Here is a 25,189-nt window from a genome sequence, read left to right on the forward strand (position 1 = left end):
GGCCATGCCCGACTTCACCAGCCGCTTCGTGATTCCGGCCCTCTTCGTGGTGATCTGGGCGACGGGCTTCGTCGCCGCCCGGTTCGTCGCGCCCTATGCCGAGCCCCTCGCTTTCGTTGCCGTGCGCCTCGTGCTGGTCGCGCTGGTGCTTGCCGGCATCGGCTTCGCCCTCCGTGCCGCCTGGCCGCGGGACGCGAAGGATTGGCGCGACGGGATCGTCGCCGGGGTGCTGATGCAGGGGCTCTATGTCGCCGGTGTGTTCTGGTCGGTCCATCGCGGCCTGCCCTCGGGCATCGCCGCCCTGGTCGGCAGCCTGCAGCCGCTGCTGACCGCGGCGGTGGCTGGCCCGGTGCTCGGTGAGCGGGTAAGTCCGCGCCGCTGGCTCGGCATCGCGCTGGGCTTCTCCGGAGCCGCCCTGGTGCTGGCGCCGAAGCTCGGCGCCGTCGACGCCTCGGGTATCCCGCCGACGGCCCTCGCCGCCTGCCTCGGCGCCATGGGGGCGATGACCGCCGGCACCCTCTGGCAAAAACGAACGGGGGCCGGCAGCGACCTCATTGCCAATGCGACGGTCCAGTTCCTCGGCGCCTCCGCCATAGCAATCCCCCTGGCCTTGGCCGCCGGCGAGACGCGGCTTTCCCTCAGCCTGCCCCTCGCCGCCGGGATGGCCTGGTCGGTTCTCGTCAATTCCGTGGCCGGCATCCTGCTCCTGCTGGCGCTGATCCGGCGCGGCGCAGTGGCGGGCGTTGCCTCGCTGTTCTTCCTGGTGCCCCCCGTCTCTGCCGCGATGGCCTACGCTCTGTTCGGCGAGGCGTTGACGCCGGTGCAGATCGGGGGGATGGCGATAGCGGCCCTGGGGGTTGCGGTAGCCAGTCGCGGGTGACCAAAAGTATCATGAATTCAAGGTCGATCGCTGCCTGAGAACGGCAAGAAACCTCTACAGTGCGGCGCATCAACCCTATAAAGAGCCCAACTGGAAACGTTTCGAGAGAGTACGCCATGTCCGCTTCCCCTGCCGTCGCGCACGAGCCGTTGGATCTCGTCGCGCTGAGCCGCGACGCCGCCGAGGCCGCCAAGAAGCTCGTCGCGGAGGCCACCCGGCGCGTGCGCACCAAGGTGCTGTCGCCCGAGGGCAAGGTCGACGCCGCTAAGTTCGAGGCCGAGCAGCACGCCGCCCACGGCCTCGCTTGGCTCGCCGTCTACGGTGAGGCGGTGAAAGAGCTCGCCGGCTATGCCGCTCGCCTGCAGGAGGCGGGCAAGCTCGGCGAGACCGAGAGCCTGCTCGTGAAGATCGGCATCGGCGAGTATCTCGACCAGATGTTCGGCGGCATCCCGATGAGCCAGGGCGAGATGGTGCGCCCGGTGGGCTCCCTCGGCCTCTCCGCCAAGGAGCTCCTCCAGTTCCGCACCGATGCGGTCGAGGCGGCGATCGCCACCGGCAACACCCCGGAGAACCGCGCCGCCCTCGTCGCCAAGATCCGCGAGGGCTCCGGCTCCGCCACGATCGGCGATTCTGGCCTCGACGAGGACATGGAGGCGATTCGCACCGAGATGCGCCGCTTCGGCAAGGCCGAGGTCGTCGAGAAGGCGCAGGAATGGCACCGCGAGAACGCCTACATCCCGATGGAAATCATCGAGAAGATGGCCGAGCTCGGCGTGTTCGGGCTGACCATCCCCGAGGAATACGGCGGCATGGGCCTGCCGAAGATCTCGATGTGCGTGGTCTCCGAGGAGCTGTCCCGCGCCTATATCGGCGTCGGCTCTCTGGGCACCCGCTCCGAGATCGCCGCCGAGCTGATCCTGTGCGGCGGCACCGAGGAGCAGAAGCAGCGCTTCCTGCCCCGCATCGCCTCGGGTGAGATCCTGCCGACCGCCGTGTTCACCGAGCCGAACACGGGCTCCGACCTCGCCAGCCTACGCACCAAGGCGGTCAAGGACGGTGACGTCTGGAAGATCTCGGGCAACAAGACCTGGATCACTCATCCCGTGCGCGCCGACATCATGACGGTGCTCGTGCGCACCAAGCCGGAGGAGAAGGGCCATAAGGGCCTCTCCATGCTGATCGCCGAGAAGCCCCGCGGCGACGACGCGAATCCTTTCCCCGTCGAGGGCCTGTCCGGCGGCGAGATCGAGGTGCTCGGCTATCGGGGCATGAAGGAGTTCGAACTCGCCTTCGAGAACTTCGTGGTGCCGGCATCGAACCTGCTCGGCGAGGTCGAGGGCAAGGGCTTCACCCAGCTCATGCAGACCTTCGAATCCGCCCGCATCCAGACAGCGGCCCGCGCCATCGGCGTCGCCCAGTCGGCCCTCGATATCGGTCTGCGCTACGCCGAGGAGCGGATCCAGTTCGGCAAGGCCCTGGTGAACTTCCCCCGCGTCGCCGACAAGCTCGCGATGATGGCGGTGGAGATCAATATCGCCCGCCAGCTCACCTACTTCTCCGCCCGCGAGAAGGACGAGGGCAAGCGCTGCGATCTCGAGGCCGGCATGGCCAAGCTGCTGGGTGCCCGCGTGGCCTGGGCAGCGGCGGACAACGCCTTGCAGATTCACGGCGGCAACGGCTTCGCGCTCGAGTACACGATTAGCCGTGTTCTCTGCGATGCCCGTATCCTCTCGATCTTCGAGGGCGCGGCCGAGATCCAGGCCCAGGTCATCGCCCGGCGTCTGCTGGAGCAGTGATCCGGGTTCGGCTCGACACGAGCGGCCGGAAGCGGCCGGGGCCACGCTCCGGCCGATCCGATCGGATCATGCGAGGTTCGCTTCCTCTCGGGTGACCCGAGCCTGCCGGGCCTCGGCAAGAAGACCCGAAGTCGTGCGCGTCCGACTTCGGGTGGGATGAGCGAGAGCCGGTCAACCGAAGCAATCAATCGGAGGCGGCACAAGATTGCGTGAGCCTCTTCGTTTCCTGTCGCCGAGCATCGCTGCGTCGATGGATAAGCCGATAGTCTAGCCGGCTCGTATACTTTCCCTCAACGAAGGCTTGCTTAGCCTGCGGTCCGGTGTTTCCGGAGCACGACGTTCGTGTCGCCCCATCCGACTTTGGCCCGACAGAACGGGACGCTGGCTCAGCACTGGGCCCGTTGCCGTGCTCGGCCGGGAGCCATGCCGACCTACGAGGCCGTCGTCCTCGGGCGCCTGGGGCGCCTGGCCGACCGTTGTGTCCTCGTCGCCACGCGTGACGGTCGCGCCCACACGCTGATGTGGGGCGGCCCCGGCTTCCAGAACTGGTTCGAGGGCGCGGTGCAGGATCTTCCCCTCGCTAGCGTGGCCGAGGAGGTCCGATGGCCGATCGAGGAGATCGCCGAGGCCGCCCTTCGGACGGAGGAGCCTGCGAGCGCACGCTGCGACCGCATCACCGACGGTGTGGTGTCGAGCTGGGAGCTGGTCGGCGTCCCCCTGGCCCGTGCGGGCAACACGCCGCTGATCCTCGTCCACGTTGACGAGACCTGCGTGCGCACGGAGCTCGTCCAGGCCCTTTTCGGCGCCACCGGGCAGGGTCTGATGGCGCTCAGCACGATCCGGAACGCCGGAGGCGCGATCGACGACTTCAAGATCGTCACCCTGAACCAGGGCGCCGCCGAGATCTTCGGGCGCTCGATCGATGCCCTGCAATGGCAGCGTCTCGGAGATTTCGTGCCGGCCTCCCTCGGTGTGACGCGGATGCTCGCCGCCGTGGTGGGACGCACGGACCGTGCGCTGCTCGAACTTGCCTATCCGCGCTCCGACGGCACGACCCTTTCCCTGAAGGTCGAGGCACGGGCGATCGGCGACCTCATCGCAGTGACCATGACGGATGTCGGCGACATCAAGGCCCGTGAGGAATCCTTCCGGCTCCTGTTCGACAACCATCCCCTGCCGATGTGGCTGCTGGAACCGGCTTCCGCGCGCTTCGTCGCCGTCAACGAAGCGGCCGTCGCCCATTACGGCTACAGTCGGGAAGAGCTGCTCGCCCGGCGCCTGCCCGATCTCGACGAGCCGCATGGAGAACAGCCCTCCGGTGACGGGAATACCCGCCGCCAGCGCCGGGCCGACGGCTCGACGATCGAAGTGACGTTGTTCGAGCGGGCACTGCCCTTCGAGGGACGGCCCGTGCTTCTGGGGGGCGCCATCGACGTGACCGAGCGGCGGCGGGCCGAGGCCCGCATCATCCACATGGCCCATCACGACGCTCTGACAGGGTTGCCCAACCGCGTGCTCTTCGCCACCCGGCTTGCCGAGGCGCTTGCGAACCAGGCGCAGGGGGGCGTCGATGCCGCCCTGCTCTGCCTCGATCTCGATAAGTTCAAGTTCGTCAACGACACGCTCGGCCATCCGGCGGGGGATGCGCTGTTGCGGGAGGCGGCGGAGCGCATCGCCGGTTGCGTGCGCGCCCGCGATCTCGTCGCGAGGCTCGGCGGCGACGAGTTCGCGGTCCTCCTGGCCGGTCCCGACGCGGCCGCCACGGCCCATGCTGTCGCGATCCGGATCATCGAGGTCCTGTCGCTGCCGTTCCACCTGGGCGGACAGGAGAGTCATGTTGGGGCGAGCATCGGCATCGCCTGCCTGCCCGCGCATGGGAGTGACCCGGACACGCTCCTGCGCAACGCGGATCTCGCCCTCTACCGGGCCAAATCCGCAGGCGGCAACAGCGCCCGTTGCTTCGACGCGGCCATGGACGGCTGGGCGCAGGCAAGGCGGAAGCGCGAGAACGATCTGCGTGAGGCTCTGAACCGCGGCGAGCTGACCCTGGCCTATCAACCGATCGTCGAGACGCGCACGCGCCGGATCGTGGCCTTCGAAGCCCTTGTCCGCTGGCACCATCCAGTGGACGGGCCGATCCCGCCCTCCGAGTTCATCCCGCTGGCCGAAGAAACCGGGCTGATAGGATCGGTCGGCGCGTTCGTGTTGCGCGCCGCCTGCCTGGAGGCTGCCCGCTGGGAGATCCCGCTCCGGATCGCGGTGAATCTGTCTCCGGTCCAGTTCCGTGATCGCAATCTGGTGCCGCTGGTGCGGCAGGCGCTCCGCGACGCCGGCCTGCCGCCGGCGCGGCTCGAGCTGGAGGTGACGGAATCCGTTCTGCTGACGGCGAGCGAGGCGAACAAGGCGACGCTTCATGCGCTGCGCGCCCTTGGCGTGCGCATCGCGATGGACGATTTCGGCACGGGCTACTCGTCCCTCAGCTACCTGCGGTCTTTTCCCTTCGACAAGATCAAGATCGACCGCTCCTTCGTGAGCCAGATCGGCGAGAACGCTCATTCCCGGGCCATCGTGCGGGCGATGATCGGGCTCGGTGCGAGCCTGAGCATTCCCACGGTGGCCGAGGGTGTCGAGACCGTCGCGCAGTTCGAGCAATTGCGGGACAAGGGCTGCGACGAGGTGCAGGGCTATCTGTTCGGGCGTCCGATGCCTGCGGTGGACGCGCGGGCGCTCATCGCTGACGAGGCCGCGATGGTCCTTCGCGCCTCCGCCTGAGGCCAGCGCCTGCGCGAAACCCGAGGCCGCGGCCTACTTGGTTATCTTCACCGAGACGGGATCGCTCGACGGAAAGGTTTCCTCCAGGGCCTCGTCGAGCCGCGCATCCGTCTTGTCCTGGCGGTTCTCGGGGTTGTCCTTGTCGCCCTTGCCGTCCTGTCGGAAGCCCGCGGCTTTCGGATCGTCTTTCGGTTGCGTCGTCTTGTCGGACATTGCGCCTCGCTGGGTCTGCCACGGAGGGCCGCTGCCGGCGGCCTTCTCAAGACCAACGCGAGGCGTGCCGTCCTGGTTCGGACCCGCTCACGGCCGTGACGGCGCCGCGCGCCGCAGGCTCGGCCGCAGGGCCGGTCCCGCCGCATTCCGGGCCTCGCGCGTGATGACGCCGTAGACCTGTTCCAGCCGGTCGAGATGGGCCTTGACGCTCAAGGGGGCCGACCAGTAGCGGGCATGGGCGGTCTCGCCCAGGCGCCGGGCCAGCCCGTCCTCCTTCAGCCGCACCAGATGGCCGGCGAGGGCCTGTGCATCGCCCGAGCGGAACCAGAAGCCGTTCTCCCCGTCCTCGATCGCCTCGCGGCCGGCGCAGGCATCCGAGACGATCACCGGGCAGCCGCAGGCCAGCGCCTCGTAGACGGTGAGCGGCTGGCCCTCGTACCAGATGCTCGGAAAGACCAGGGCGCGCGCCGCGCGCATCAGGGCCTGCACCTCCGGCGCGCTCTTCCAGCCGAGCATGACGCTCTCGGGATAGCGCGCCTTGAGATCCGCCGCGCTCGGGCCGTCGCCCACGAAAACCGGCCGCACGCCCGCCTGACGGGCGGCCTCCGCGAAGATCGGGGCGCCCTTCTCCGTGGAGATGCGGCCGACGAACAGGAAGTCGCCCGGAGGGCCGGCGCGTGGCGGCGCCTGCGGCACGGAGATGGGGTTATCGACCCGGTGGAAGACGGTGCCCGCGGGCAGGAGCGGCGCGATCACCCGCTCCTGCAGGGCGCTGATCGTGACGACGTGCCGGAACAGCCTGGGCAGGTCCGCCACATGCTCCAGCCCGAGATGACGCACGACCCGCAGGAGCTTGCGGGGATAGGAGCGCGCATCGCAATTCGTGGTCAGGCAATCGGCCGACATCGGCCGGCGGTGGCAGATCGCATCCGCCGGATAGGCGTAGAAGCCGCCATTGGGGCAGACCAGGAAGAACTCGTGCATCGTGTAGAGGCAGGGCAGCCCCGAGGCGCGGATCGCCGGGCCGATCGAAGGCGAGAGCGCCTTGGCGAAGGCATGGACATGGACCAGGGTATCGTCCGGATCGCAGGCCGCGAGCTCCCGGGCGAGCGCCGCGCCGGCCGGCCGGTTCCAGATGGCCTGGGCGGCGAAGGCGAGCTTGTTGGTGGTCGAGGCGATGTCGTCCTGGCCGAGGCAGACGACGCGGATGCCGGCCGCGGTGAGGCGCGGATCGATCGGGCCGACCGCCGCGAAGACCGTGACCGCATGGCCGCGCGCCCGCAAGCCGAGGGCGGAATCGAGGGCGACCTTGGCCTGGCCGCCGTTGATATGGGCATGATCGAGGACGAGGACGACGTGCAAGGCAGCCTCGGAGGTTCCGGCCCGGCCTGCCGCGGGGCGCACCGCCGAGGAAGCCCTCCTCCCGGATGCCGTTGCAGCTTCCGGGCGTCGTGTGACGGGCCCGATCGAGCCTCCTGTTTACCGGACGGCAGTTGATCGCGCGTAAACCTGCGGGCCTGTTCCGGCCTCTGTGCCGAAGACGCGGGGCCGGGGGCCGCCATGCACGTCGTCGTCCTGGCCGAGTTCGCCGTCGCGAGCGGGGGCGCCGAGAAGGTGGCGCTCGAATCCGCCCGCGGCTTGGCCGAGGCCGGGGTGGACGTCACCTATCTCCAGGCGGTGTCGGGGGAGGCCGACCCGCTCCTCGACCATCCCCGTCTGCAGCGGATCTGCCTCGGCCTCGAGGACGTCTGGAACCTGCCGGCGGTGCGGGCGGCGGTCGCCGGCATCTGGAGCGCGGAGGCGGCGCGCCGTCTCGCGGCCGCCCTCGCCGCCCTGCCCCGGCCGCCGGATATCCTGCATCTCCACCAGTGGACGCGGGCCCTCTCCCCCAGCGTGCTCCCCGTACTGTTGAACGCGCAGGCGCCGCTGGTGCTGACCCTGCACGACTATTTCCTCGTCTGCCCGACCGGCGTCTATTACCGCTTCGACCGGTCGGAGCCCTGCACGCTCCGACCCCTCTCCGCGGGCTGCCTCGCCTCCGCCTGCGATCCGAGGAGCCGCCTGCACAAGCTCGTGCGTCTCGGCCGGACCGCGGCCCTGCGCATGGCACTCGGACGCGCGCCCCTCGACGTGATCCATGTCTGCGACGCAAGCGTCGGCCGTATCGGATCTCTCCTCGCCGGCCGGACCCTGCGCCATCACCGGGTCGACAACCCGGTGCGCGTGGAGAAGGCCGTGCCGGCCGAGCCTGCCCGGGGCGACGCCATCGTCTATGTTGGCCGGCTGACCCGCGAGAAGGGCGCCGATCTCGTCGCCGCGGCGGCGCGCGAGGCTGGGATCCCAGCTCTGTTCATCGGCGCGGGGCCGCTGGAGGCGGAGCTCGCGGCGCAGGGCGCCGAGCTCGTCGGTTGGCGCTCCCCACAGGAGGTGGAGGCGATCCTCGTACGCCGCGCCAGGGCGGTCTGCGCGTCCTCGCGCTGGTACGAAACCGGGCCGTTGACGATCTATGAGGCGATGGCCCGGGGCATCCCCGTCGTCGCCTCGCGCCGGTCTGGAGCGGCCGAGAAGGTGGAGAACGGGCGGACGGGCTTCGTCGCCGAGCCCGAAGTAGGCGCCTTGGCTGCCGTCTTCCGGCAATGCGTCGATGACGGGCGCGTCGGCGCCATGGGCCGGGCGGCGTACGACGCCTATTGGTCGGCTCCGATGACGATGTCGCGCCATGCGGATGCACTCTTGGCGCTCTACCGCAAGATCGCGGCCGCGGCAGACACGAAGCAGAAAAGCTTTCGCGCCGGATCTGAGCCGGCCAACGAGCTCATTCGCGCCGGCGAAGCCGCGGGCCACCTCTGAATCTTGAATTATTGCATTGCGATATTTCGTGTCGCCGAATGCGTTGACTGCCCGGATCCCGGGCCGTTAGTCTGGGTTTTCGAACGAGAGATTCGGCGCAATTTTGCAGCTGCGAGCCCCCAGGGGTGTTCTCTCGGAAACTTCCTTCTTGACTTTCATGTTGCGCTGCAACATATGTCTTCGCGGACGCATGCCGTTCCGGGTGCGTTGCTCTGCGACATGTGAAGGAGACAGCCTTGAGCACCCAGACTTTCGAGATCCCGACCGAGTTTCGCGATTTCGCCGAGAAGAGCGTCGATCAGGCTCGCAATGCTTTCGGCACCTTCATCAACGGCGCCGTGAAGACCTCGGAGCAGCTCGGCTCGTCCGCCACCTCGATCCAGTCGGCGCTCCACGCCGCGGTTCTGAAGGGCCTGGACAACGCGCAGGCGAACGCCAACACCGCCTTCGATTACGCCCAGAAGCTCGTCCGCACCCGCGACGCGCGTGAGGCCTTCGAGCTTCAGTCCGAGTACGTGAAGACGCAGTTCGCCGCCTTCCAGGCTCAGGCGAAGGAATTCGGCGCTCTCGCGCAGAGCGTCGCCCGCTAAGCGGAGGGCGTGCGTGGCGGGGGAGTCGCGCCCCCGCCGAACGCTGAGACCCGCCGCATGGCGGGTCCAGCCGCAGTCCTGCAGCCCCGGTGGTGCGAGACTGCATGACGCCTCGCGGCGCTTCCGCCGCGTCGGAGTCTGCTGAGTGCATCCGCTCGGGCTTTCGGCGTCCGGACGCCCGGCGTGCCGATGGTGCAGCAAGCGGAGGAGAGCGGTTCATGTCGACGATACGGCGCAGAACGAGGCGGGGCCAGGTCCCGCCGAACGGGCGGTCTTTGGAAACCCAGGCCGCTCCCGAGACCGAATCGCCGGTCGAGACCCCGGTGACGGAGGCCGAGGATACGACCGAGGCCGAGACCTTGGACGCCGGTGCCCCCGAGGTGCCTGAGATCCCCGAGGCGGGCATCGCGGATCCGGATCCGATCGAGACGACGGTCGAAGCGAGCGAGGCCGTCGTCGAGGAGACGATCGCGCAGGCCGAGCAGGCCGTGGAGATCGTAGTGCAGGCCACTCAGGACGCTGTCGAGGTGAGCTCCGATACGGCCGAGGCTGTCACGGAGATCGCCACGGAGGCCGTTGCCGAGGCCGTTCCGGAACAGCCCCCAGTGCCCGTTGCGGAGAGCGCGCCTGTCGCGGCGGCCTCCCCCGAGGCTCCCGTCGCGAAGCCGACCCCCTTCTTCCGGGCCAGCGCCACGTTCGGCTTCGTGCCGTCCCTCGCGCCCCTCAACGAGATCAATGCGACCCTCGTTGCCTATGCCCGCAGCGAGGGGGCTGCGGCCCTGGCCCATATCCAGGCGCTGTCGAAGGCGACCTCTCCCGCCGAGGTGATCCGCCTCCAAGTGGACGAGCTTCAGCGTGTCGCCGACGCTTCGCTGACCTGCATCAGCGACATCGTCCGTTCGGCGAACCGCTTCACGGAATCGGCGACGCGGCACTGAGCCCCGGGCGCTGCACCAGCCCTGAGATGTCTCGACGGGCGGCTTCCGCGAGGGGCCGCCCGTTTCTCATCGGGCGACGAGCAGGGCCCAGTAGACCTTGTACTTGGAGCCCGGCGCGTAGGCCGTGGCGATCCCCATCCGCGTGGCGTTGGGATCCAGCATGACCGCGTTGTGGGGCTTGCTCTCCCGCCAGCCGGAAAAGGCTTCCGCCAGGGTGTGATAACCGGCGGAGAGATTCGCCTCCGCTCCGGCATAGCCGAGCCGACCGATCGCGTTGCGTACGGTCTGGCTGTTGCTGGGCTTGTCCGCCACCGCCATGGCGGCGGCCTCTGTCTCGGCGAGCTTCTGCAATTCGGGGTCGATCGTCAGTGTCCCCGCGCCGTTGTTGCGGCGGTAGGCCGAGATCATGTCCCGGGCCGCCGCCGTGTCGACGGCGGCGCTCTGCGTGGTGAGCGGCAGGTACATGCTCGGGACCGCCGCATTCGGCGAGACCTCTCCGGCGCAACCGCCGAGCATGAAGGCGGCGGCGCAGAGCGCGGCGAGAAGCGGCAGGCGTCCGGTCACGAAACGGGTCTCGGGCAGGCAGGGCTTTCCCAAATGGGATGTCCTGCCCGTCCGCTCAAGGTCAGTTCGTGCCGAGCGTGCGCCCGCCGGTGTCGCGGCTGCCTTCGCGTGGCGTAGCGCGCCGTACCTCGTCGCGTCCCGGCGGGAGCTCGCGGGCATCGCCCTCCGTCGTATCCTGCGCGCCGTCCGGGGGCCTCTGAACCACGACCGCGCCGGCGATCTGGCTGAGAGCGTCCCGCACGGGTTCGAGGCCCTGCACGGTGACGAAGCTCGAGGCCGGGCCCATGGCGGGGATGAAGCCCGCCTCGGACAGGGTCGCGAAGACCGAGAAGTTGAGGTCGCTCTGCACCTTCTGGCCGAGATTGACGTCGGTCACCATGGCGATCAGGTCGAAGTCGAGGAACGGGTCGCCGATCTTCTTGAACACCACCCGGGGCGGCGGCTCCTTCAGCACGTCGGGATGGGCGGCGGCGCAGGACACCATCATCTCGGCGGCCCGCACCGGATCCTGATTGCGCAGGACGCTGACCGAGATGATGACCCGGCCGGTGCGGTCGCCGCGGACGCGGTTCTTCACCACGCCGGAGATCAGGTTCGAGTTCGGCACGATCACCGCCGAGCGGTCGAAGGTCTGGATCTCCGTGGAGCGCACCGAGATGCGCCGCACGATGCCCTCGCTGTCGCCGATGACGACTTGATCGCCGACCCGGATCGGCCGCTCCCAGAGCAGGAGGAGGCCGGAGACGAAGTTGTTGACGATCGACTGGAGGCCGAAACCGATACCGACCGAGAGGGCACCGGCGACGATGGTGAGCTTCTCGAGGCTCAGGCCGAGATAGGAGAAGGCCAGGGCCAGGGCCAGGAGGAAGCCGAAATAGCCGACGACCGTCGCGATGGAGTTGCGCAGGCCCGCATCGAGATCCGTGGCCGGCAGGTAGGTGTTCTCCAGCCAGCGCTGGACGGCGCGGGTGATGACCACGCCGAGCACCAGGATGCCGACGCCGAACACGATCGAGGAAAGCGAGATCGTGACGTCGCCGACCTTGAAGCCGAAGAAGGCGCTGCGCACCGACGAGAACACGTCGGTGGAATCGAGCCCCCAGGGTGCGAGCGCCAGAAGCGCGACGACGGCGATGAGCACGACGCGGGCGGCGCCCGTGCCAAGCACCGCGATCTGGTTGAGGGAACGCTTGCGCAGGCCCGTATTGGCCTGGAGCGCGGTGGCGAGCTTGGTGTCCTCGGTCAGCGTGCTGCCGATGAAGGTGTCCACGCTGGCGATGAACAGCCAGAGCAGCACGATCAGGCTCGCCGTCCAGATGAGCTGGTCGACGAGGAAGGCCGAGAGGGCGACGTAGCCGACGAGGGGCGCGAGCCCGACCACGGCCACCGCGACCCAGCCGAGGATGCGCAGCGGGCCGCCGATCCCCGTGGAGGTCTCGGTGGCGACGTAGGGGCCGAAGCAGGCCTCCTCCTTTTCCGCCGTATCGGCGAAGCGGTGAAGGCCGATCGCCAGCAGCAGGGCCGCGGCCACCGCGCCGATGCCGCGGGTGGCGATCGAGATCGGCAAGGCCGCCGAGATCCCGGCATTCAGGGCCTCGACCGATTTCGAGACGGTGATGACCACGGCGATGCTGACCGCGAGGGTGGAGATGCGCCAGGCGGCGGCGTCCGAGACCGGCGCCGGGCGCCAGGCGGGCTTGCCGACGGCGAGCAGGGCATCGCAGAGCGCCTGGACGAAGGCGATGAAAGCGAGGCCGATCAGGATCGCGCTCGCCACCGGCAGGAGCCGCTGCGGCAGCAGGTCGGTCACGTCCAGGGCGTAGTAGATGGCGTAGCTGCCCGCGATCGCCGGGCCGGTGCCGAGCAGCAGCACCCGCCACGCGGCGAGGAGCTTCCTGTGCCGGGACGGATTGGTCACGCTGGCATCGCGCCGCCCCAACGCCGGGGCGATGTTGCGCCGGCCGATATAGAGGGCGATCGACACGCCGAAGGCGAGGCCGAGGAGCAGCAGATTCCAGATCGTGCCGTTGCGCGAGAACAGGTAGACGATGTCCTCGAAGGCGCTCTGGAGGCCGCGCAGATCGCGGGGCACGTCGTTGGCGACGCGCATCCAGAGATCCGGGCTGACCAGGCCGGAGGTGCGCTCGAACAGGCCGCGGGTGAAGGCCGCCCGGCGGCGGTTCGTCACCTGATCGACGATCTGCTCGCTCTGGACGAGGAGCGACTTGGCGAGGCGCTGGGTGCCGTCGATGTCGGTCACGGCCTGCTCGCGCTCGGCCCGCTCCTTGGCGAGATCCGCGTCTTCCTCACCTTCCTTCGGCTTCGGGCCGAGCTGGGTAAGACGCTCCCGAGCCGCTTCGAGGCCGGGGGTGAGTAAGTCGATGATTCCGCGGATCCGGTCGGAGACGGCGTCCAGTCCGTCGCGCGCACGAGTCAAATCCCCCGCGGCGACATTTGGCCCGGTGACCGTCTTCTCGCGGGCATCGAGATCGTTCTTGATCTCGTCGAGGCGCTCCCGGATCTTCTGGAGCGCTTCCGCCGTCGGCGCTTTCACCACCGGCTTGGGGGGCGGTGCCGCGGCGGTGGGCGCCTGACCCTGTGGTGGCTGTGCCGGAGCCGTCTTTCCCTGCTCGTGCCCTGGTTGCGGTTGTGCGGGCGGTGCGGTGCCCTGCGCCGGTGGCACCGTCTGCGCCGGAGCGGGCGCCGTTCCCTGCGCCGTGACGGCAGCGGGGGAGAGGGCCACCACGCTCGCAAGAAGGGCGGCGAAGGTGGCCGTCCGCGGGGAAAGGAAGAACCGTCGAACCATCATCATCCTTGGTCAGGGACCTAACGCGCGGCCATGTCATGCCGCGTGGCCGCGGGCCGACCCGTCAGCTAGGGCCTCACGCGGCCCTGCCGAGTCTTGCGCCGCAATATGGCCGAAACCGAGCGAGGGTTTGAACCCATGCGGCCTGTGGGCGCGGTGTCGTGCCGCCGTCGAACAACCTTCACAAGCCTGTCACCCTGATATTAGACTAAGCGGCGATGGACTTGGCCCTTTCCTCATTCCGCGAGGAAGCGGCGCTGGCCGCCGGATACGCTGGCTGGCGCGCGAACTTCAGGTTCTCCGCTCTCCCCTGGAGCGCGGACGATGCCGCGATCCGGCCTTTTGGTCCCCTCGATTTTCGAACTCGGTCGCGCCGCGCGCCCACCCCGTCAGTCCGCCGGCAGGCGGGCCGGAGGGCGCCCCTCTATCGCCCGCTCGGGGCAGCGCGATCGTTCGATCCGACGCGTTGCCCCCGTTTCCCCGCAAGTCGAGAACCGTGCCGATGATGGATCTCCAGACACTCGTCCTCAACGCGGATTATCGGCCACTCTCCTACAATCCGCTCTCGCTCTGGTCCTGGAAGGACGCCTTCACCGCCCTGTTCCTCGACCGTGTTACCCTGGTCGCGAGCTACCACACCGAGGCGCGCTCGCCGAGCCGCTCGCTCAAGGTGCCGAGCGTGGTGGCGCTGAAGAACTACGTGACGCTCGCGCGCAGCCCGGCTTTCACCCGCTACAACATCTATCTGCGCGACGGCTTTTCCTGCCAGTATTGCGGCCTGCGCCTACCTTCCGGCGGCCTTACCTTCGACCACGTGGTGCCGCGCTCCAAGGGTGGCCTGTCGAGCTGGGAAAACGTGGTTGCCGCCTGCAGCCCCTGCAATCTGCGCAAGGCCAACCGCACGCCGGAACAGGCGGAGATGCCGCTGCTCAACGAGCCCCGTCGGCCGACGCGCTACGAGCTGCATCGCCGCCAGCCGGAATTCGACCACCGGCAATACCACCACACCTGGCTCGACTATCTGTACTGGGACAGCGAGCTCGACAGCTAAGGCCGCCGGCGAGGGGGGCGAGCAATCTATTGCGGGAAGCGCGGCGGCGGCGCGTTGTAGATCGGGACGTCGGTCGGCCGTGGGAGATAGGCCTGGATCGTGGAGACGTGCGCCGCCCGGAGCTGCAACTCGCCCCGCGGATCACGGTAGCGCACGTCCGGGGGCGGCAGGCGGCGGAGCGGATGGGGGCGGTGCCGAGGGGCCGCGTAGCCTCCCTCCCCGTAACCCTGAGCCTGTGCCATCCCCGGCGCGAAGCCGGCGAGCCCCAGGATCAGGCTGCCGGAGATGAGAAGCGTGCGCCGCATATTCCGCTCGTGGTGATGGGAGTCGTGAGCCGGCACCTTCGGCAAGGCTAGCGCGGCGGGTTTTCCAAAAGGATTAAGCCGAGATCAGAACTTGACGGCCGCGCCTCCGCGCACGGTGTTCAGGTTCAGCTTGTGGCCGTCGAAATCGTTAAAATAGACGTACTGGTACTCGCCACGCAGAAGAATATTCGGCGTGATCGCGTATTCGAGACCTGTGCCGAGTGCGACGCCGCCAACGACCTTGGTTTTCGTGCGACCAAAAAACTCTGGATTGAAAGGAACGCCAGCAGCCGGATTCGCCTGATCGAAGCTATAATAGCCGTAGTGGTTGACGTAGGTTTGCTTGCTTGCGTCGAGGCCGATATTGGCTTTGTAGGCGGCCTGATCGTAGCCGTAGGTCTGCACGGCAACGTTGTCGGCGATTCGGGCGCGGCCGATCGCGAGACCGCCCGTTACGAAAGGCAGGAAGTTGCCGAGAGCATAGCCTGCGCGGGCGCGGATCGTGCCGTAATCCTCGATCTTGGTGCTCGCCAGACCCGACAGATTTACATGGGTGAGATAGCCGTCGCTCGGCGTCGTCATGTACCGGCGGATGGAGTCTGTGGTCGCGCCGATGAGTCCCGCCCGCGTGTAGTCGACCTCCACACCAAGAACGATATCGTCGAATTGCACATTATAGCCAGCAAATCCGCCGAATGTGCTTCCGCCCTGGCGATCGGTGTGCGCCTGGAGCAGAGTCGACGCGCTTATGTCGTTTTCGACTACGGTTGAGCGTAGCATGTTGGCGACGATAGGCTGGAAGGTGTTCCGGAAGCCGAAGGCACCCGACGAGTATCCGCCGTGGCCGCCGACATAGACGCCGCTCCAGTCGATTGTGCTGGAGGCGTAGCTCTCCTCATATTCCGGCCCACGCAGCACGCCGTAATCCAGATCGGCCGCGGCAGCGGCGCCCGGCAGGGTCAGGACGGCCAGGAAACCGAGGGCTGGTCTACGCATCTTCAACGTCCTCAGGGCAGCAACGCGAGCGTCCGTTGCCGAGCGATGATGACGTCTTACTTTGGTAACCTTAATTTTCGGTATTGATCTTTCCGCTGAAGCAATCTGAGCAAGTCCTACTTGTCCCGATTTTGAACAAACGTGCGGAGGCGACCGGCGGCTTAGGGCGCCGGTCGCCTCCCGTGGTGTCGGATCCGAGAGTCTCAGTTGCCGTAGGGCGAGGCCGGCCCGAAGGCGCCCGGCAGGAGTCCGCCGGCGAACTGGTAGCGCAGGCCGATGCGGAACTCGTTTGCGGTGAGGTCCTTCAGGCGGGTGCTGCCACCATAGGGATCGGTTCCGCTCTTGGCGCGTCCGAGATCGACGTAGCGGTAGGCCGCGTCGATGCTGAAGCCGGCGCCAACCGCGTAGGACAGACCGGCCGTGAGCGCCCAGGCCAGGGAAGCGACGGATTTGTCCGGGCGCGCCACGGCGGTGCGCGCCCCGCTGCCCGGGGCACCGTCGCAGCCATCTACGAAGCAGGTCGTCTGCGTATAGGCGTGGTGGACGTCCTTCTGCGCCACGCCGACCCCAGCCCCGATATAGGGCGTGAAGCCCCACCAAGTGCCAAGATCGGCATAGACGTTCATCAAGCCCGTCAGCGCGCTCAGGTCGCCCGCTTCGAGGTTGCGGCCGGTCACGAAGTTGGAACGCGAGGAATAGGCCGAGAAGGCCGCCGGGGTGCGCTGGTCGATGGTTGCGTCGACCCGCAGCCACTCGTTGATGCGGTAGCCGACGCCGCCGCCATAGCCGGGCTCCCGGCTGAGGCGGAGGCCGACCAGGGGCGGCATGCCCGGGTCGTTCGGATCCGGCCGGGTGGCATCGTGAGGATGGTCGAACACGCTCTCGGTGAAATCCCCGCGCAGGTACCAGCCGCTCCCGACGGCGACGGGTTGGGCGATGGGCGTGGGAGGCGGCGGAAGGTCCGCGGCGCGCGCGCCATTGGCTGTGCCGGTAGCGAGCAGGGCCAGAGCAAGCCGGTTCCAGCATGGACGCGATACCGCCATGGCCAAGGGCTTCCGATCGAGTTCGAGGAGATGGAAGACGGCGCGAAAAACCATCTTCAAGCTTCCATATTTTTGCTTTCCAAGGGTTATAATTTGCTTAAAAGCATAGTTCTAAAAATAAAAAGGCGGCACAGGTTGTCTGTGCCGCCTCGATGACATCGAAAATGAGAGATCAGTACTTCCGTACCAGCGGGCCCGGCGCGTAGTCCGGCACGTAGACCGGGGCGGCTGCGCCGATCAGGTAGCGCAGACCGATCTTCACATCGTGTGAGGTCAGATCCTTGATCTTGTAGCCATAGGAATCCGAACAGCCGTTGTTGAAGCAGTTCACCGTACCGGTGCTGAAATTGCCGAGGTTCATGTAACGATAGCCGACATCCACCTTGAAATTGGCGGTGATGTCGTAGGTGATGCCTGCCTGCAGGTTCCAGGCGAAGCTGGTGGTGTTCTTCGGCCGGGCGATGCCGTAGCCGCCCATGGCGGTGCCGGCGCCGATATCGGTGAAGCCGCTCAGGTGGTGGAAGGCCGAGCCGGCACCGCCGCCGATATAGGGCGTGAGGCCGTACCAGGTGCCGAGGTCGAAATAGGCGTTGGCCATCACGACGACGGAAGAGACGTTGCCACTGTTGTAGTCGAGGCCCGTGCCCGGCGTGCCGTCGCCGTAGGCGCTGTTATAGACGTCCGTGAAGCTCACGCGGCCGCCGCCACGATACTCGCCGGTCACGTCGCCGCGCAGGAAGCTGTTGAACTGGTAGCCGATGCCGGCGCCGGCGAAGTAGGTGCTGCCGAAAGACTCCCCTTCCGTGTGGTAGCCGCCGGGGATACCGCCGCTGGTGCGAAGCGCGATTCTGTCGAACTCCGTCGCGCCGACGCCGACATCGCCGCGCAGGTACCAGCCGCCGCCGACCTCGACGGGGATGGGCGCGGGCGGGGGCGGCGGCGGAGGAAGCAGATCGGCGGCGTAGGTGAGGCCGGGGGCGGCGACGCTCGCGAGGAGCGTGAGGCACCCCGCCAGTGCGGAGAGCGTGGGGCGGCTCATGGACTGTCCTTCACTCGTCGTGCAGCGCCGGAATCCGAGAGCCGGCCATCAGAAGACGCGTGTGACTTTGCTCCGCTTCGGTTAAGTCCAGCTTAACGTTAAAAACTAAGCTTGACGAAGCGCTCGCTCGTCCAAATGCTTCTGCGACAAGCGGGCGGCGCGGCCGCCCGCCGCCCCATGATCTCAGGCGGCCGCGCGGGCCACCGCATCGACGACCTCGTCGACGACCTCCGCCACCAGGTCGTGATCGTCGCCCTCGGCCATCACGCGGATCACCGGCTCGGTGCCGGAGGGGCGAATGACGAGCCGGCCACCATTGCCGAGGCGCTGCTTGGCCTGGGCGATGGCGGTGACGACCGAGTCGGCCCGCAGGGGCTCGCCGGAGCGGAAGCGGACATTCTTGAGGATCTGCGGCAGCGGGTCGAAACAGTGGCAGACCTCGCTCACCGGCCGCTCCAGGCGCTTGACCACGCTGAGGAGCTGCAGGGCGGCCACCAGTCCGTCGCCGGTGGTGGCGTAGTCGGACATGATGATGTGGCCGGATTGCTCGCCGCCGAGATTGTAGCCATGCTCGCGCATGTGCTCGAGCACGTAACGGTCGCCGACCGCGGTGCGAGCCAGGGTCAGGCCGAGTCCGCCGAGATAGCGCTCCAGGCCGAGATTCGACATGATCGTCGCCACGAGCCCTGGCTGGGTCAGCCGCTCGTCCTCTTTCCAGGAGCGGGCGACGACGGCCATGAGTTGGTCGCCATCGACCTTCTGGCCCTTCTCGTCGACGATGAGCACCCGGTCGGCATCGCCGTCCAGCGCGATGCCGACATCGGCGCGCAGCTCGCGCACCTTACTGATGAGGGCGTTCGGTGCGGTCGAGCCGACGTCACGGTTGATGTTGAAGCCGTCGGGCTCGACGCCGATGGAGATCACCTCCGCGCCGAGCTCCCACAGGGTCTCCGGGGCGACGCGATAAGCGGCGCCGTTGGCGCAATCGACCACAACGCGCAGGCCCTCCAGGGTGACGTGGCGGGGCAGCGTGCGCTTGGCGAACTCGATGTAGCGGGCATGCACGCTCTCGATCCGCTTGGCCCGGCCGAGATCCTGCGCGCCGGCGAGGCTCTTGCGCATGTCGCCGTCGATCAGCGCCTCGATCTCCAGCTCGACCTCGTCGGAGAGCTTGAAACCGTCCGGACCGAACAGCTTGATGCCGTTGTCCTCGAAGGGATTGTGCGAAGCGGAGATCATCACGCCGAGATCGGCCCGCATGGAACGGGTGAGCATGGCGACGGCGGGGGTCGGCATCGGTCCGAGCAGGAGCACGTCCATGCCGACCGAAGTGAAGCCGGCGACGAGGGCGGTCTCGATCATGTAGCCGGAGAGGCGCGTGTCCTTGCCGATGACGACCCGGTGGCGGTGATCGCCGCGCTGGAAGATGACGCCCGCCGCTTGGCCCACTTTGAGGGCGAGCTCCGGCGTGATCACGCCATTCGCCCGTCCGCGCACGCCATCGGTTCCGAAATATTTCCGCACGTTCTCGATCCCGCTCGCGTGGGCCCCTCGGTGCCCTTTTACCGCAAAGTTCTGGAGGGCTGGTATCGAAGCGTGGCAAATCGATGGTGACCGCATCGGGGCTGCCTTAACCTGTCAGGTATGGGCGGCGATCTCGGCGGGCGTCTGTGGGGCGCATGCCGGGGGCGCGCGTCGTTGCGACGCGCAAGAGGTGACCGCCCTTTGCTGCGTCGCGATTCCTACCTCCGCTGTGGCCTCAATCGAAGGGGCGGCACCAGACTTCAGGATGTGGCTCAAAATTTAATCGCGAAGCTTCTTCCGTAGAGATTCTGTCGAAATCCCAGCCGATTAGAACTCCCAGTTGATTCCTTCGCGCGCAATTCGCGCTGGAGTTCCAACAATAAGGCTGTTTGGCGGAAATTTCTTCCTGGACACCATTGTTCCCTGACCAACAACGCTGTCTCGACCGATATACGAGCCGCCCCAGAAATGGACCGATCCCGCGCTCCAGACGTGATCTTCCAAGGTGATGTCGCCGGGTGGATTCAATCTTTCGCCTGTAGCGGCGTCAACGATCTTGTGAATATGCGATGATGCGAAATTCGTTCCGGCAGCAATCAAGCAATGCCGTCCGATCGTGATTTTTGCGCTCTCGTGCATATGGATGTTGGAATGGCCGTTGAAGCCCGTTCCCTCCCCGATATCCAGGGATCCGGGTTGAAGGAGGTGGATGTTCACCCCATTGAGCACGCAGTTATGATCTATTTTAATGGAGTTGTCGCCTGTAATTTTAATATATAAATGCGCGCAAGCGATCGGGTTTAGGATTTCTATCGTGTTATTTTTTCCAAATATCTCCAAAGTGCTATTTCCACTTTCTCGCAATGACTCTGATAAATAGATCTTGTTTGATCCTGGATATTGCTCGTTGATTGTTATCGGCAAGTTAGCCCCCTCCCTCACGTTACTCTGCCATCATATCTTTCCTGTTCAATCCGGTGAAGTGGGTTTTCATTTCAAAATCGGCATAATATTATCCGAAAATTGATTTTCTGATTTTCTGATATCATATAGATGCTTTGTGAATTGGCGGCCCTGGAATTCGAAATACGCGTGTCGTGCCAAGGATCGCTCTGATAAACCAAAAGTCCCACGGCATTGCCTTGTCTGCTCTATTCAGAGACCGGTCCGGCGCTCGTGAGGGCCGCGCTGCCCCGCTCGCGAAAAACTCCGTCTGCGGGATCGCCCTCGCCTTCCGCCCGCGCTTGTGCTGAAAGGGCGCGGCCTTTCCCTCCGGACGAGAGACCATGCTTCGCCGCCTCTATGCGTGGATCCTCGCGCTCGCCGCCAAGCCCTCCGCCCCCTGGGCGCTCGCGGCGGTCTCTTTCGCCGAGAGTTCGTTCTTCCCGGTGCCGCCGGACGCGATGCTGGTGCCGATGGGGGTGAGCCGGCCGGACCGGGTCTGGTTCTACGCTGGCATCGCGACGGTCGCCTCGGTGCTCGGCGGGCTGCTCGGCTACGCCATCGGCGCCCTCCTGTTCGACTCGGTCGGGCAGTGGCTGTTCAACCTCTACGGGCTCGCCGACAAGGCCGAGACCTTCCAGGCCTCCTATGCCAAATACGGCCACTGGGTGATCCTGCTCAAAGGCCTCACCCCGATCCCCTACAAGCTCGTCACCATCACCTCGGGCTTCGCCCATTATGACCTGTTCTGGTTCGTGCTGCTGTCGCTGATCACCCGCGGCGCCCGCTTCTTCGTGCTGGCGGGGCTGCTCGGCCGCTACGGAGTGAGCATTCGCTCGGTGCTCGACCGGCACCTGAACGTGGCCGTGGCCTTGTTCGCTGCGGTGGTGATCCTCGGTTTCGTCGCCTTCAAGGCGATGCTGTAATGCGGCCGACGCTCCGCCTCGCGGCGCTCGCCGTCGCCCTCGCCGCAGCGCTCACGGTGGGTGGCGCCCTCGTCCTGGAGCATGGCTTCGGCTACGTGCCGTGCAAGCTCTGCTTGCAAGAGCGCATCCCGTACTACGCCGTCGTCCCGGTGGCGTTGCTCGCTGCGATCCTGCCGGCGCGGGCGGCACGGCTGGCCCTCGGCTTCTGCGCGCTGGCTCTGCTCTACGGCGCGGCTCTGGGCGCCTACCATGCCGGGGCGGAATGGGGGTTCTGGCTGGGTCCGAGCGATTGCGGGGGGGGCGCCGGGGCTGCCCCCGCCGATGTCGGCGACTTCCTGAAGAACCTCAACTCGGTCCGGGTGGTGGATTGCAGCACGGCTGCCCTGCGCGTCCTCGGGATTTCGCTCGCCGGCTGGAGCGCGCTGATCTCCCTGGCCCTCGCCGCGCTGTCGGGCAGCGCGGCGCTTCGCGCACGGAATTAGCTCTCGATCGGCCCGCACCAGCCCGGCAGGTAGCCGGCATCCTGGGATTTCGCCAGCGCCAATGCCTCCTCCACGGCCTGGGTGAAGTCGTGCTCGACCTGCTTGCGCTTCAGGTTGCGCCGCAGGAAGTCCGCCCAGAGGAACTCGCTGAACGGGGTCGTGTCCTTGGCGAAGCCGCCGGCCCGGCGCAGCTCGCCGGCGAGGCTGCGGAAGGGATCGTCGGACAGGTCGCTGATCGCCTTCGGGATGTCGGAGAAGCCGACCCGCACGCCATCCGAGTCGTAAGGGTGCACCCAGGATTTGTGATCGGCCACCGTCCAGAAGGCGTCCTTGTCGAGCTTGTGCAGGTCGGCCACGACGGTCACCAGCACATTCTCGACGCCCTCCTCGAGCAGTGCCCGGGACAGGTGGTGGTGATCGATGACGTAATGGCGCTTTTTCGGTCCGAGCAGGGTCGGGATCATGTGCGAGCCGAGGAAGGCGGCCTTCTTCTCGGGATCGTGCTCGCGCCAACGCCTGCGCTTTTCCTCGACCTCGCGGTAGCCGACGGTCATCTGCGTCGGGCGCAACTCAGCGATCGGCACAGGCTTGAGCAGGGGTTCACGGGGCGCCATCGGACTCACTCCTCCTGAAAGGTCGGCAAGAGGAAGGGCGCAATGCCGCCCACGGCAAGCGGTCGCGCTTCACGTTCCCGGGAGACATTTTCGGGATTTCGGATCCCGGCCGGGATCAGTCCTCGGAGAGGCCGCCGGTCAGTCCCCCCATGGCGCAGACGGTCTTCCATTCCGCATCGGTGACGGGCTGGACCGAGAGGCGGGAATTCGTGACCAGGGCCATGCCCTTCAGGGCCGGCTCGGCCTTGATCGCCTCGAGCGTCACGGGCTTCGGCATCGCGGTGACGGCGCGGACATCGACCATGCCGAAGCGGCCGCTCTCGTCGGTGTGGTCGGGGTAATAGGGCCGGATCACCTCGACGATGCCGACCACCGCCTTGCCCTCGTTGGAATGGTAGAAGAAGCCGCGCTCGCCGACCCGCATCGCCTGCATCTGGTTTTTGGCAAGGTGGTTGCGCACGCCGTTCCAGAAGGTGCCCGCCTCCCCGGCCTCCACCTGCTGGTCCCAGGACCAGGTCGAGGGCTCGGACTTGAACAGCCAATGGGCCACGGGCGCGTCTCCGGAGGCGGCAACAGGCCTTCGCTCTAGCCGGGGGGCGAGGCCTGTGCCAACAGGCGCGAAGCGGATGCAGTCGGCTCCGGAAATGCCTATCTACAGGCGGATGCGGCCCGTCCGCGCCGCCGCATCCGTGAAGCATCCCCGCGAAGCAGAGAGACCATGCCGCAAGCCGTCGCCGGCCCGGAGATCGAGCGCCTGATCCAGCTGCTGGCGCGCATGCCGGGGCTCGGCCCCCGCTCGGCCCGTCGTGCCGCGCTCCAGCTCATCAAGAAGCGGGAGACCCTGCTCGGGCCGTTGGCGGAGGCGATGCGCGTCGCCTCCGAGCGGATCGTCACCTGCACCTCCTGCGGCAATGTCGATACCAGCGATCCCTGCACCGTCTGCCGGGACGAGAACCGGGATCCGACCACCCTCGTCGTGGTGGAGGACGTGTCCGATCTCTGGGCGCTGGAGCGCTCCGGCGCGGTGAGCGCCCGCTACCACGTGCTCGGCGGCGTGCTCTCGGCCCTGGACGGGGTGCGCCCGGAGCATCTCAACATCGACCGGCTGGTGGAGCGGGCCTCCGACCCCCGGGTGCGGGAGGTGATCCTCGCCCTCAACGCCACCGTCGACGGCCAGACCACGGCCCATTACGTGACCGAGGCCTTGCGTTCCCTGAACCTCACCGTGACCCGGCTCGCCCATGGCGTGCCCGTGGGCGGCGAGCTCGACTATCTCGACGAGGGCACCCTTTCGGCGGCGATCCGCAGCCGCACGGCGTTCTAACCATTCCGTCCATTTGACCCGTTCCGGCACGGACCGTATTGCCGGAAATCGCCTCCCGACAGCCCGGCCCGAGCCATGACCATCCGCCCTCTCGTCATCCTTCCCGACGCGCAGCTCCGCCTGACCTCCGAGCCGGTGCAGACGGTGACCGCGGAGATCCGCGAACTCGCGCAGGACATGATCGAGACCATGTACGACGCCCCCGGCGTCGGCCTCGCCGCGATCCAGATCGGGGTGCCGAAGCGGGTCGTCACTATCGACACCTCGAAGGACGAGGACGCGCGCAACCCCACCGTCTACCTCAACCCCGAGATCGTCTGGGCTTCGGAGGAGAAGCGGGTCTACGACGAGGGCTGCCTGTCGATCCCCGAATTCTACGGCGAGGTGGAGCGGCCGGACCGGGTGCGCGTGCGCTACATGAACCTCGACGGCCAGATCGTGGAGCAGGAGGCGGACGGCCTGCTCGCCACCTGCCTGCAGCACGAGATCGACCATCTCAACGGCGTGCTCTTCATCGACCACCTGTCGAAGCTGAAGCGCGACCGGGTGATGAAGAAATTCGCCAAGGCGGCCAAACGCGACGCCGCGGCCTGAGGCTCCCATGCGCGTCGTGTTCATGGGCACCCCGGACTTCGCGGTGCCGACCCTCGCGCGCTTGCATGCGGATGGGCACGCCGTCGTCGCGGTCTATACCCGCGCGCCGGCCAAGGCCGGGCGCGGCATGGCGCTGAAGCCCTCGCCGGTCCATGCGAAGGCCGAGGCCTTGGGGCTGCCGGTGCTGACGCCCTCGACCCTGAAGACGCCGGAGGCCGCAGAGACCTTCGCCGCGCATGCCGCCGACGTCGCCGTCGTCGTCGCCTATGGGATGCTGCTGCCGCAGGCGATCCTCGATCTGCCCCGGCACGGCTGCCTGAATCTGCACGGCTCGCTGCTGCCGCGCTGGCGCGGCGCCGCCCCGATCCAGCGGGCGGTGATGGCGGGCGACGCCGAGAGCGGCGTCGGCGTGATGCGCATGGAGGCCGGGCTCGATACCGGCCCCGTCGCTCTGGAGGCTCGTCTCCCGATCGAAGAGGGCATGACCGCGGGCGAGCTCCACGACGCCTTGATGCCGCTCGGCGCCGACCTGATGGGCCAAGCCCTCGACCGGCTCGGGCGCGAAGGTCTCACCTTCGTGCCGCAGTCGGAGGAGGGCGTGGCCTACGCCCACAAGATCACCAACGAGGAGGCGCGGATCGACTGGTCGCGCCCGGCCCATGAGGTGGCGCGCCACATCAACGGGTTGTCGCCCTTCCCCGGCGCCTTCTTCGAAGCTGATCTCGGCAAGGGCTCGGAACGGGTGAAGGTGCTGCGGGCGCTGCCCGCGGAGGGCTCCGGCGCGCCGGGCACGCTGCTCGATTCCGCCGCCACCCTCGCCTGTGGCAGCGGCGCCGTGCGCCTCGTCGAACTGCGCAGGGCCGGCAAGGGGGGCATCGCCAGTGGCGAGGACTTCCTGCGCGGGGCGCGGCTGGCGCCGGGGGCGCAGGTCGGGTGAGGG

The 25,189-nt window shown here is 67.5% G+C and carries 24 protein-coding genes; 12 read left to right on the plus strand and 12 right to left on the minus strand.

The window, feature by feature from the left end; all coding sequences use genetic code 11:
* Nucleotides 1–4 precede the first annotated feature (4 nt).
* The 3 genes from MMB17_RS24185 (at nucleotide 5) to MMB17_RS24195 (ending at nucleotide 5,448) form a co-directional block, all read left to right on the plus strand.
* A complete protein-coding gene (locus MMB17_RS24185; RefSeq protein WP_241100537.1) occupies nucleotides 5–880 on the plus strand; it encodes a DMT family transporter in 876 nt (291 codons plus the stop codon).
* A 116-nt stretch (nucleotides 881–996) separates the two neighbouring features.
* Entirely contained in the window at nucleotides 997–2,676 is a 1,680-nt protein-coding gene (locus MMB17_RS24190; protein ID WP_241100538.1) for an acyl-CoA dehydrogenase family protein, read from the plus strand.
* A gap of 423 nt (nucleotides 2,677–3,099) precedes the next feature.
* Nucleotides 3,100–5,448, plus strand: a complete 2,349-nt coding sequence (locus tag MMB17_RS24195) for a putative bifunctional diguanylate cyclase/phosphodiesterase (protein WP_241100539.1) — start codon at nucleotides 3,100–3,102, stop codon at nucleotides 5,446–5,448.
* Between the two features lie 33 nt (nucleotides 5,449–5,481).
* Here the strand turns inward: MMB17_RS24195 and MMB17_RS24200 are convergent, their stop codons facing one another.
* Together MMB17_RS24200 and MMB17_RS24205 are read right to left on the minus strand one after the other, a co-directional pair.
* Nucleotides 5,482–5,661: a hypothetical protein gene (locus MMB17_RS24200; RefSeq protein ID WP_238310043.1), complete on the minus strand. Its 180-nt coding sequence runs from the start codon at nucleotides 5,659–5,661 to the stop codon at nucleotides 5,482–5,484.
* An 87-nt stretch (nucleotides 5,662–5,748) separates the two neighbouring features.
* Nucleotides 5,749–7,023, minus strand: a complete 1,275-nt coding sequence (locus MMB17_RS24205) for a glycosyltransferase family 4 protein (protein ID WP_241100540.1) — start codon at nucleotides 7,021–7,023, stop codon at nucleotides 5,749–5,751.
* Between the two features lie 198 nt (nucleotides 7,024–7,221).
* Between MMB17_RS24205 and MMB17_RS24210 the strand changes: the two genes are divergently transcribed.
* The 3 genes from MMB17_RS24210 (at nucleotide 7,222) to MMB17_RS24220 (ending at nucleotide 10,039) form a co-directional block, all read left to right on the plus strand.
* Nucleotides 7,222–8,511, plus strand: coding sequence for a glycosyltransferase family 4 protein (locus tag MMB17_RS24210; RefSeq protein ID WP_241100541.1), 1,290 nt, complete (start codon nucleotides 7,222–7,224; stop codon nucleotides 8,509–8,511).
* A gap of 236 nt (nucleotides 8,512–8,747) precedes the next feature.
* The gene (locus tag MMB17_RS24215) at nucleotides 8,748–9,101 is read left to right on the plus strand and encodes a phasin (protein WP_238310040.1); all 354 of its coding nucleotides are present in this window, start codon (nucleotides 8,748–8,750) and stop codon (nucleotides 9,099–9,101) included.
* Between the two features lie 275 nt (nucleotides 9,102–9,376).
* Nucleotides 9,377–10,039: a Phasin gene (locus MMB17_RS24220; RefSeq protein WP_241100542.1), complete on the plus strand. Its 663-nt coding sequence runs from the start codon at nucleotides 9,377–9,379 to the stop codon at nucleotides 10,037–10,039.
* 66 nt (nucleotides 10,040–10,105) lie between these two features.
* On the opposite strand, the gene MMB17_RS24225 is transcribed toward MMB17_RS24220, so the two are convergent.
* Together MMB17_RS24225 and MMB17_RS24230 are read right to left on the minus strand one after the other, a co-directional pair.
* Nucleotides 10,106–10,555 (minus strand): CAP domain-containing protein, encoded by a 450-nt coding sequence (locus MMB17_RS24225; RefSeq protein ID WP_238310196.1) that lies wholly within the window; start codon nucleotides 10,553–10,555, stop codon nucleotides 10,106–10,108.
* Between the two features lie 109 nt (nucleotides 10,556–10,664).
* Complete coding sequence (locus MMB17_RS24230) at nucleotides 10,665–13,409, minus strand: DUF3772 domain-containing protein (protein ID WP_241100543.1); 2,745 nt, start codon at nucleotides 13,407–13,409, stop codon at nucleotides 10,665–10,667.
* Between the two features lie 502 nt (nucleotides 13,410–13,911).
* Between MMB17_RS24230 and MMB17_RS24235 the strand changes: the two genes are divergently transcribed.
* Nucleotides 13,912–14,460 carry an HNH endonuclease gene (locus tag MMB17_RS24235; RefSeq protein ID WP_241100544.1) on the plus strand — a complete coding sequence of 183 codons (549 nt, stop codon included), beginning with the start codon at nucleotides 13,912–13,914 and terminating at the stop codon, nucleotides 14,458–14,460.
* A 26-nt stretch (nucleotides 14,461–14,486) separates the two neighbouring features.
* Here the strand turns inward: MMB17_RS24235 and MMB17_RS24240 are convergent, their stop codons facing one another.
* The 6 genes from MMB17_RS24240 to MMB17_RS24265 all read right to left on the minus strand — a co-directional run bounded on the left by MMB17_RS24240 (nucleotide 14,487) and on the right by MMB17_RS24265 (nucleotide 20,291).
* Nucleotides 14,487–14,765, minus strand: coding sequence for a hypothetical protein (locus MMB17_RS24240; RefSeq protein WP_241100545.1), 279 nt, complete (start codon nucleotides 14,763–14,765; stop codon nucleotides 14,487–14,489).
* Nucleotides 14,766–14,849: 84 nt separating this feature from the next.
* On the minus strand, nucleotides 14,850–15,761 hold the full coding sequence (locus MMB17_RS24245) for an outer membrane protein (protein WP_241100546.1): 912 nt from the start codon (nucleotides 15,759–15,761) through the stop codon (nucleotides 14,850–14,852).
* Between the two features lie 203 nt (nucleotides 15,762–15,964).
* Nucleotides 15,965–16,804 (minus strand): outer membrane protein, encoded by an 840-nt coding sequence (locus tag MMB17_RS24250; protein WP_241102285.1) that lies wholly within the window; start codon nucleotides 16,802–16,804, stop codon nucleotides 15,965–15,967.
* A gap of 172 nt (nucleotides 16,805–16,976) precedes the next feature.
* Nucleotides 16,977–17,843, minus strand: a complete 867-nt coding sequence (locus tag MMB17_RS24255; protein WP_241100547.1) for an outer membrane protein — start codon at nucleotides 17,841–17,843, stop codon at nucleotides 16,977–16,979.
* Between the two features lie 183 nt (nucleotides 17,844–18,026).
* Nucleotides 18,027–19,367, minus strand: coding sequence for a phosphoglucosamine mutase (gene glmM / locus MMB17_RS24260; RefSeq protein WP_241100548.1), 1,341 nt, complete (start codon nucleotides 19,365–19,367; stop codon nucleotides 18,027–18,029).
* Between the two features lie 327 nt (nucleotides 19,368–19,694).
* Nucleotides 19,695–20,291 (minus strand): acyltransferase, encoded by a 597-nt coding sequence (locus tag MMB17_RS24265; RefSeq protein WP_241100549.1) that lies wholly within the window; start codon nucleotides 20,289–20,291, stop codon nucleotides 19,695–19,697.
* A 362-nt stretch (nucleotides 20,292–20,653) separates the two neighbouring features.
* Between MMB17_RS24265 and MMB17_RS24270 the strand changes: the two genes are divergently transcribed.
* Both MMB17_RS24270 and MMB17_RS24275 read left to right on the plus strand, forming a co-directional pair.
* Nucleotides 20,654–21,235 (plus strand): YqaA family protein, encoded by a 582-nt coding sequence (locus tag MMB17_RS24270; RefSeq protein ID WP_238310031.1) that lies wholly within the window; start codon nucleotides 20,654–20,656, stop codon nucleotides 21,233–21,235.
* A complete protein-coding gene (locus tag MMB17_RS24275) occupies nucleotides 21,235–21,717 on the plus strand; it encodes a disulfide bond formation protein B (protein ID WP_241100550.1) in 483 nt (160 codons plus the stop codon). The genes MMB17_RS24270 and MMB17_RS24275 overlap by 1 nt, the downstream gene beginning before the upstream one ends.
* On the opposite strand, the gene MMB17_RS24280 is transcribed toward MMB17_RS24275, so the two are convergent.
* Nucleotides 21,714–22,331, minus strand: a complete 618-nt coding sequence (locus tag MMB17_RS24280) for a ParB-like protein (protein WP_241100551.1) — start codon at nucleotides 22,329–22,331, stop codon at nucleotides 21,714–21,716. The genes MMB17_RS24275 and MMB17_RS24280 overlap by 4 nt on opposite strands.
* Nucleotides 22,332–22,446: 115 nt before the next feature.
* The gene (locus MMB17_RS24285; protein WP_238310028.1) at nucleotides 22,447–22,881 is read right to left on the minus strand and encodes an EVE domain-containing protein; all 435 of its coding nucleotides are present in this window, start codon (nucleotides 22,879–22,881) and stop codon (nucleotides 22,447–22,449) included.
* Between the two features lie 168 nt (nucleotides 22,882–23,049).
* On the opposite strand from MMB17_RS24285, the gene recR reads away from it, so the two are divergent.
* The 3 genes from recR (at nucleotide 23,050) to fmt (ending at nucleotide 25,186) form a co-directional block, all read left to right on the plus strand.
* On the plus strand, nucleotides 23,050–23,655 hold the full coding sequence (gene recR, locus MMB17_RS24290; RefSeq protein WP_241100552.1) for a recombination mediator RecR: 606 nt from the start codon (nucleotides 23,050–23,052) through the stop codon (nucleotides 23,653–23,655).
* A gap of 75 nt (nucleotides 23,656–23,730) precedes the next feature.
* Nucleotides 23,731–24,249, plus strand: a complete 519-nt coding sequence (locus MMB17_RS24295; protein WP_238310026.1) for a peptide deformylase — start codon at nucleotides 23,731–23,733, stop codon at nucleotides 24,247–24,249.
* A gap of 7 nt (nucleotides 24,250–24,256) precedes the next feature.
* A complete protein-coding gene (gene fmt / locus MMB17_RS24300; protein WP_238310025.1) occupies nucleotides 24,257–25,186 on the plus strand; it encodes a methionyl-tRNA formyltransferase in 930 nt (309 codons plus the stop codon).
* Nucleotides 25,187–25,189: the final 3 nt, after the last annotated feature.

The sequence above is a fragment of the Methylobacterium organophilum genome (assembly GCF_022533465.1).
Classification (GTDB): Bacteria; Pseudomonadota; Alphaproteobacteria; order Rhizobiales; family Beijerinckiaceae; genus Methylobacterium; species Methylobacterium organophilum.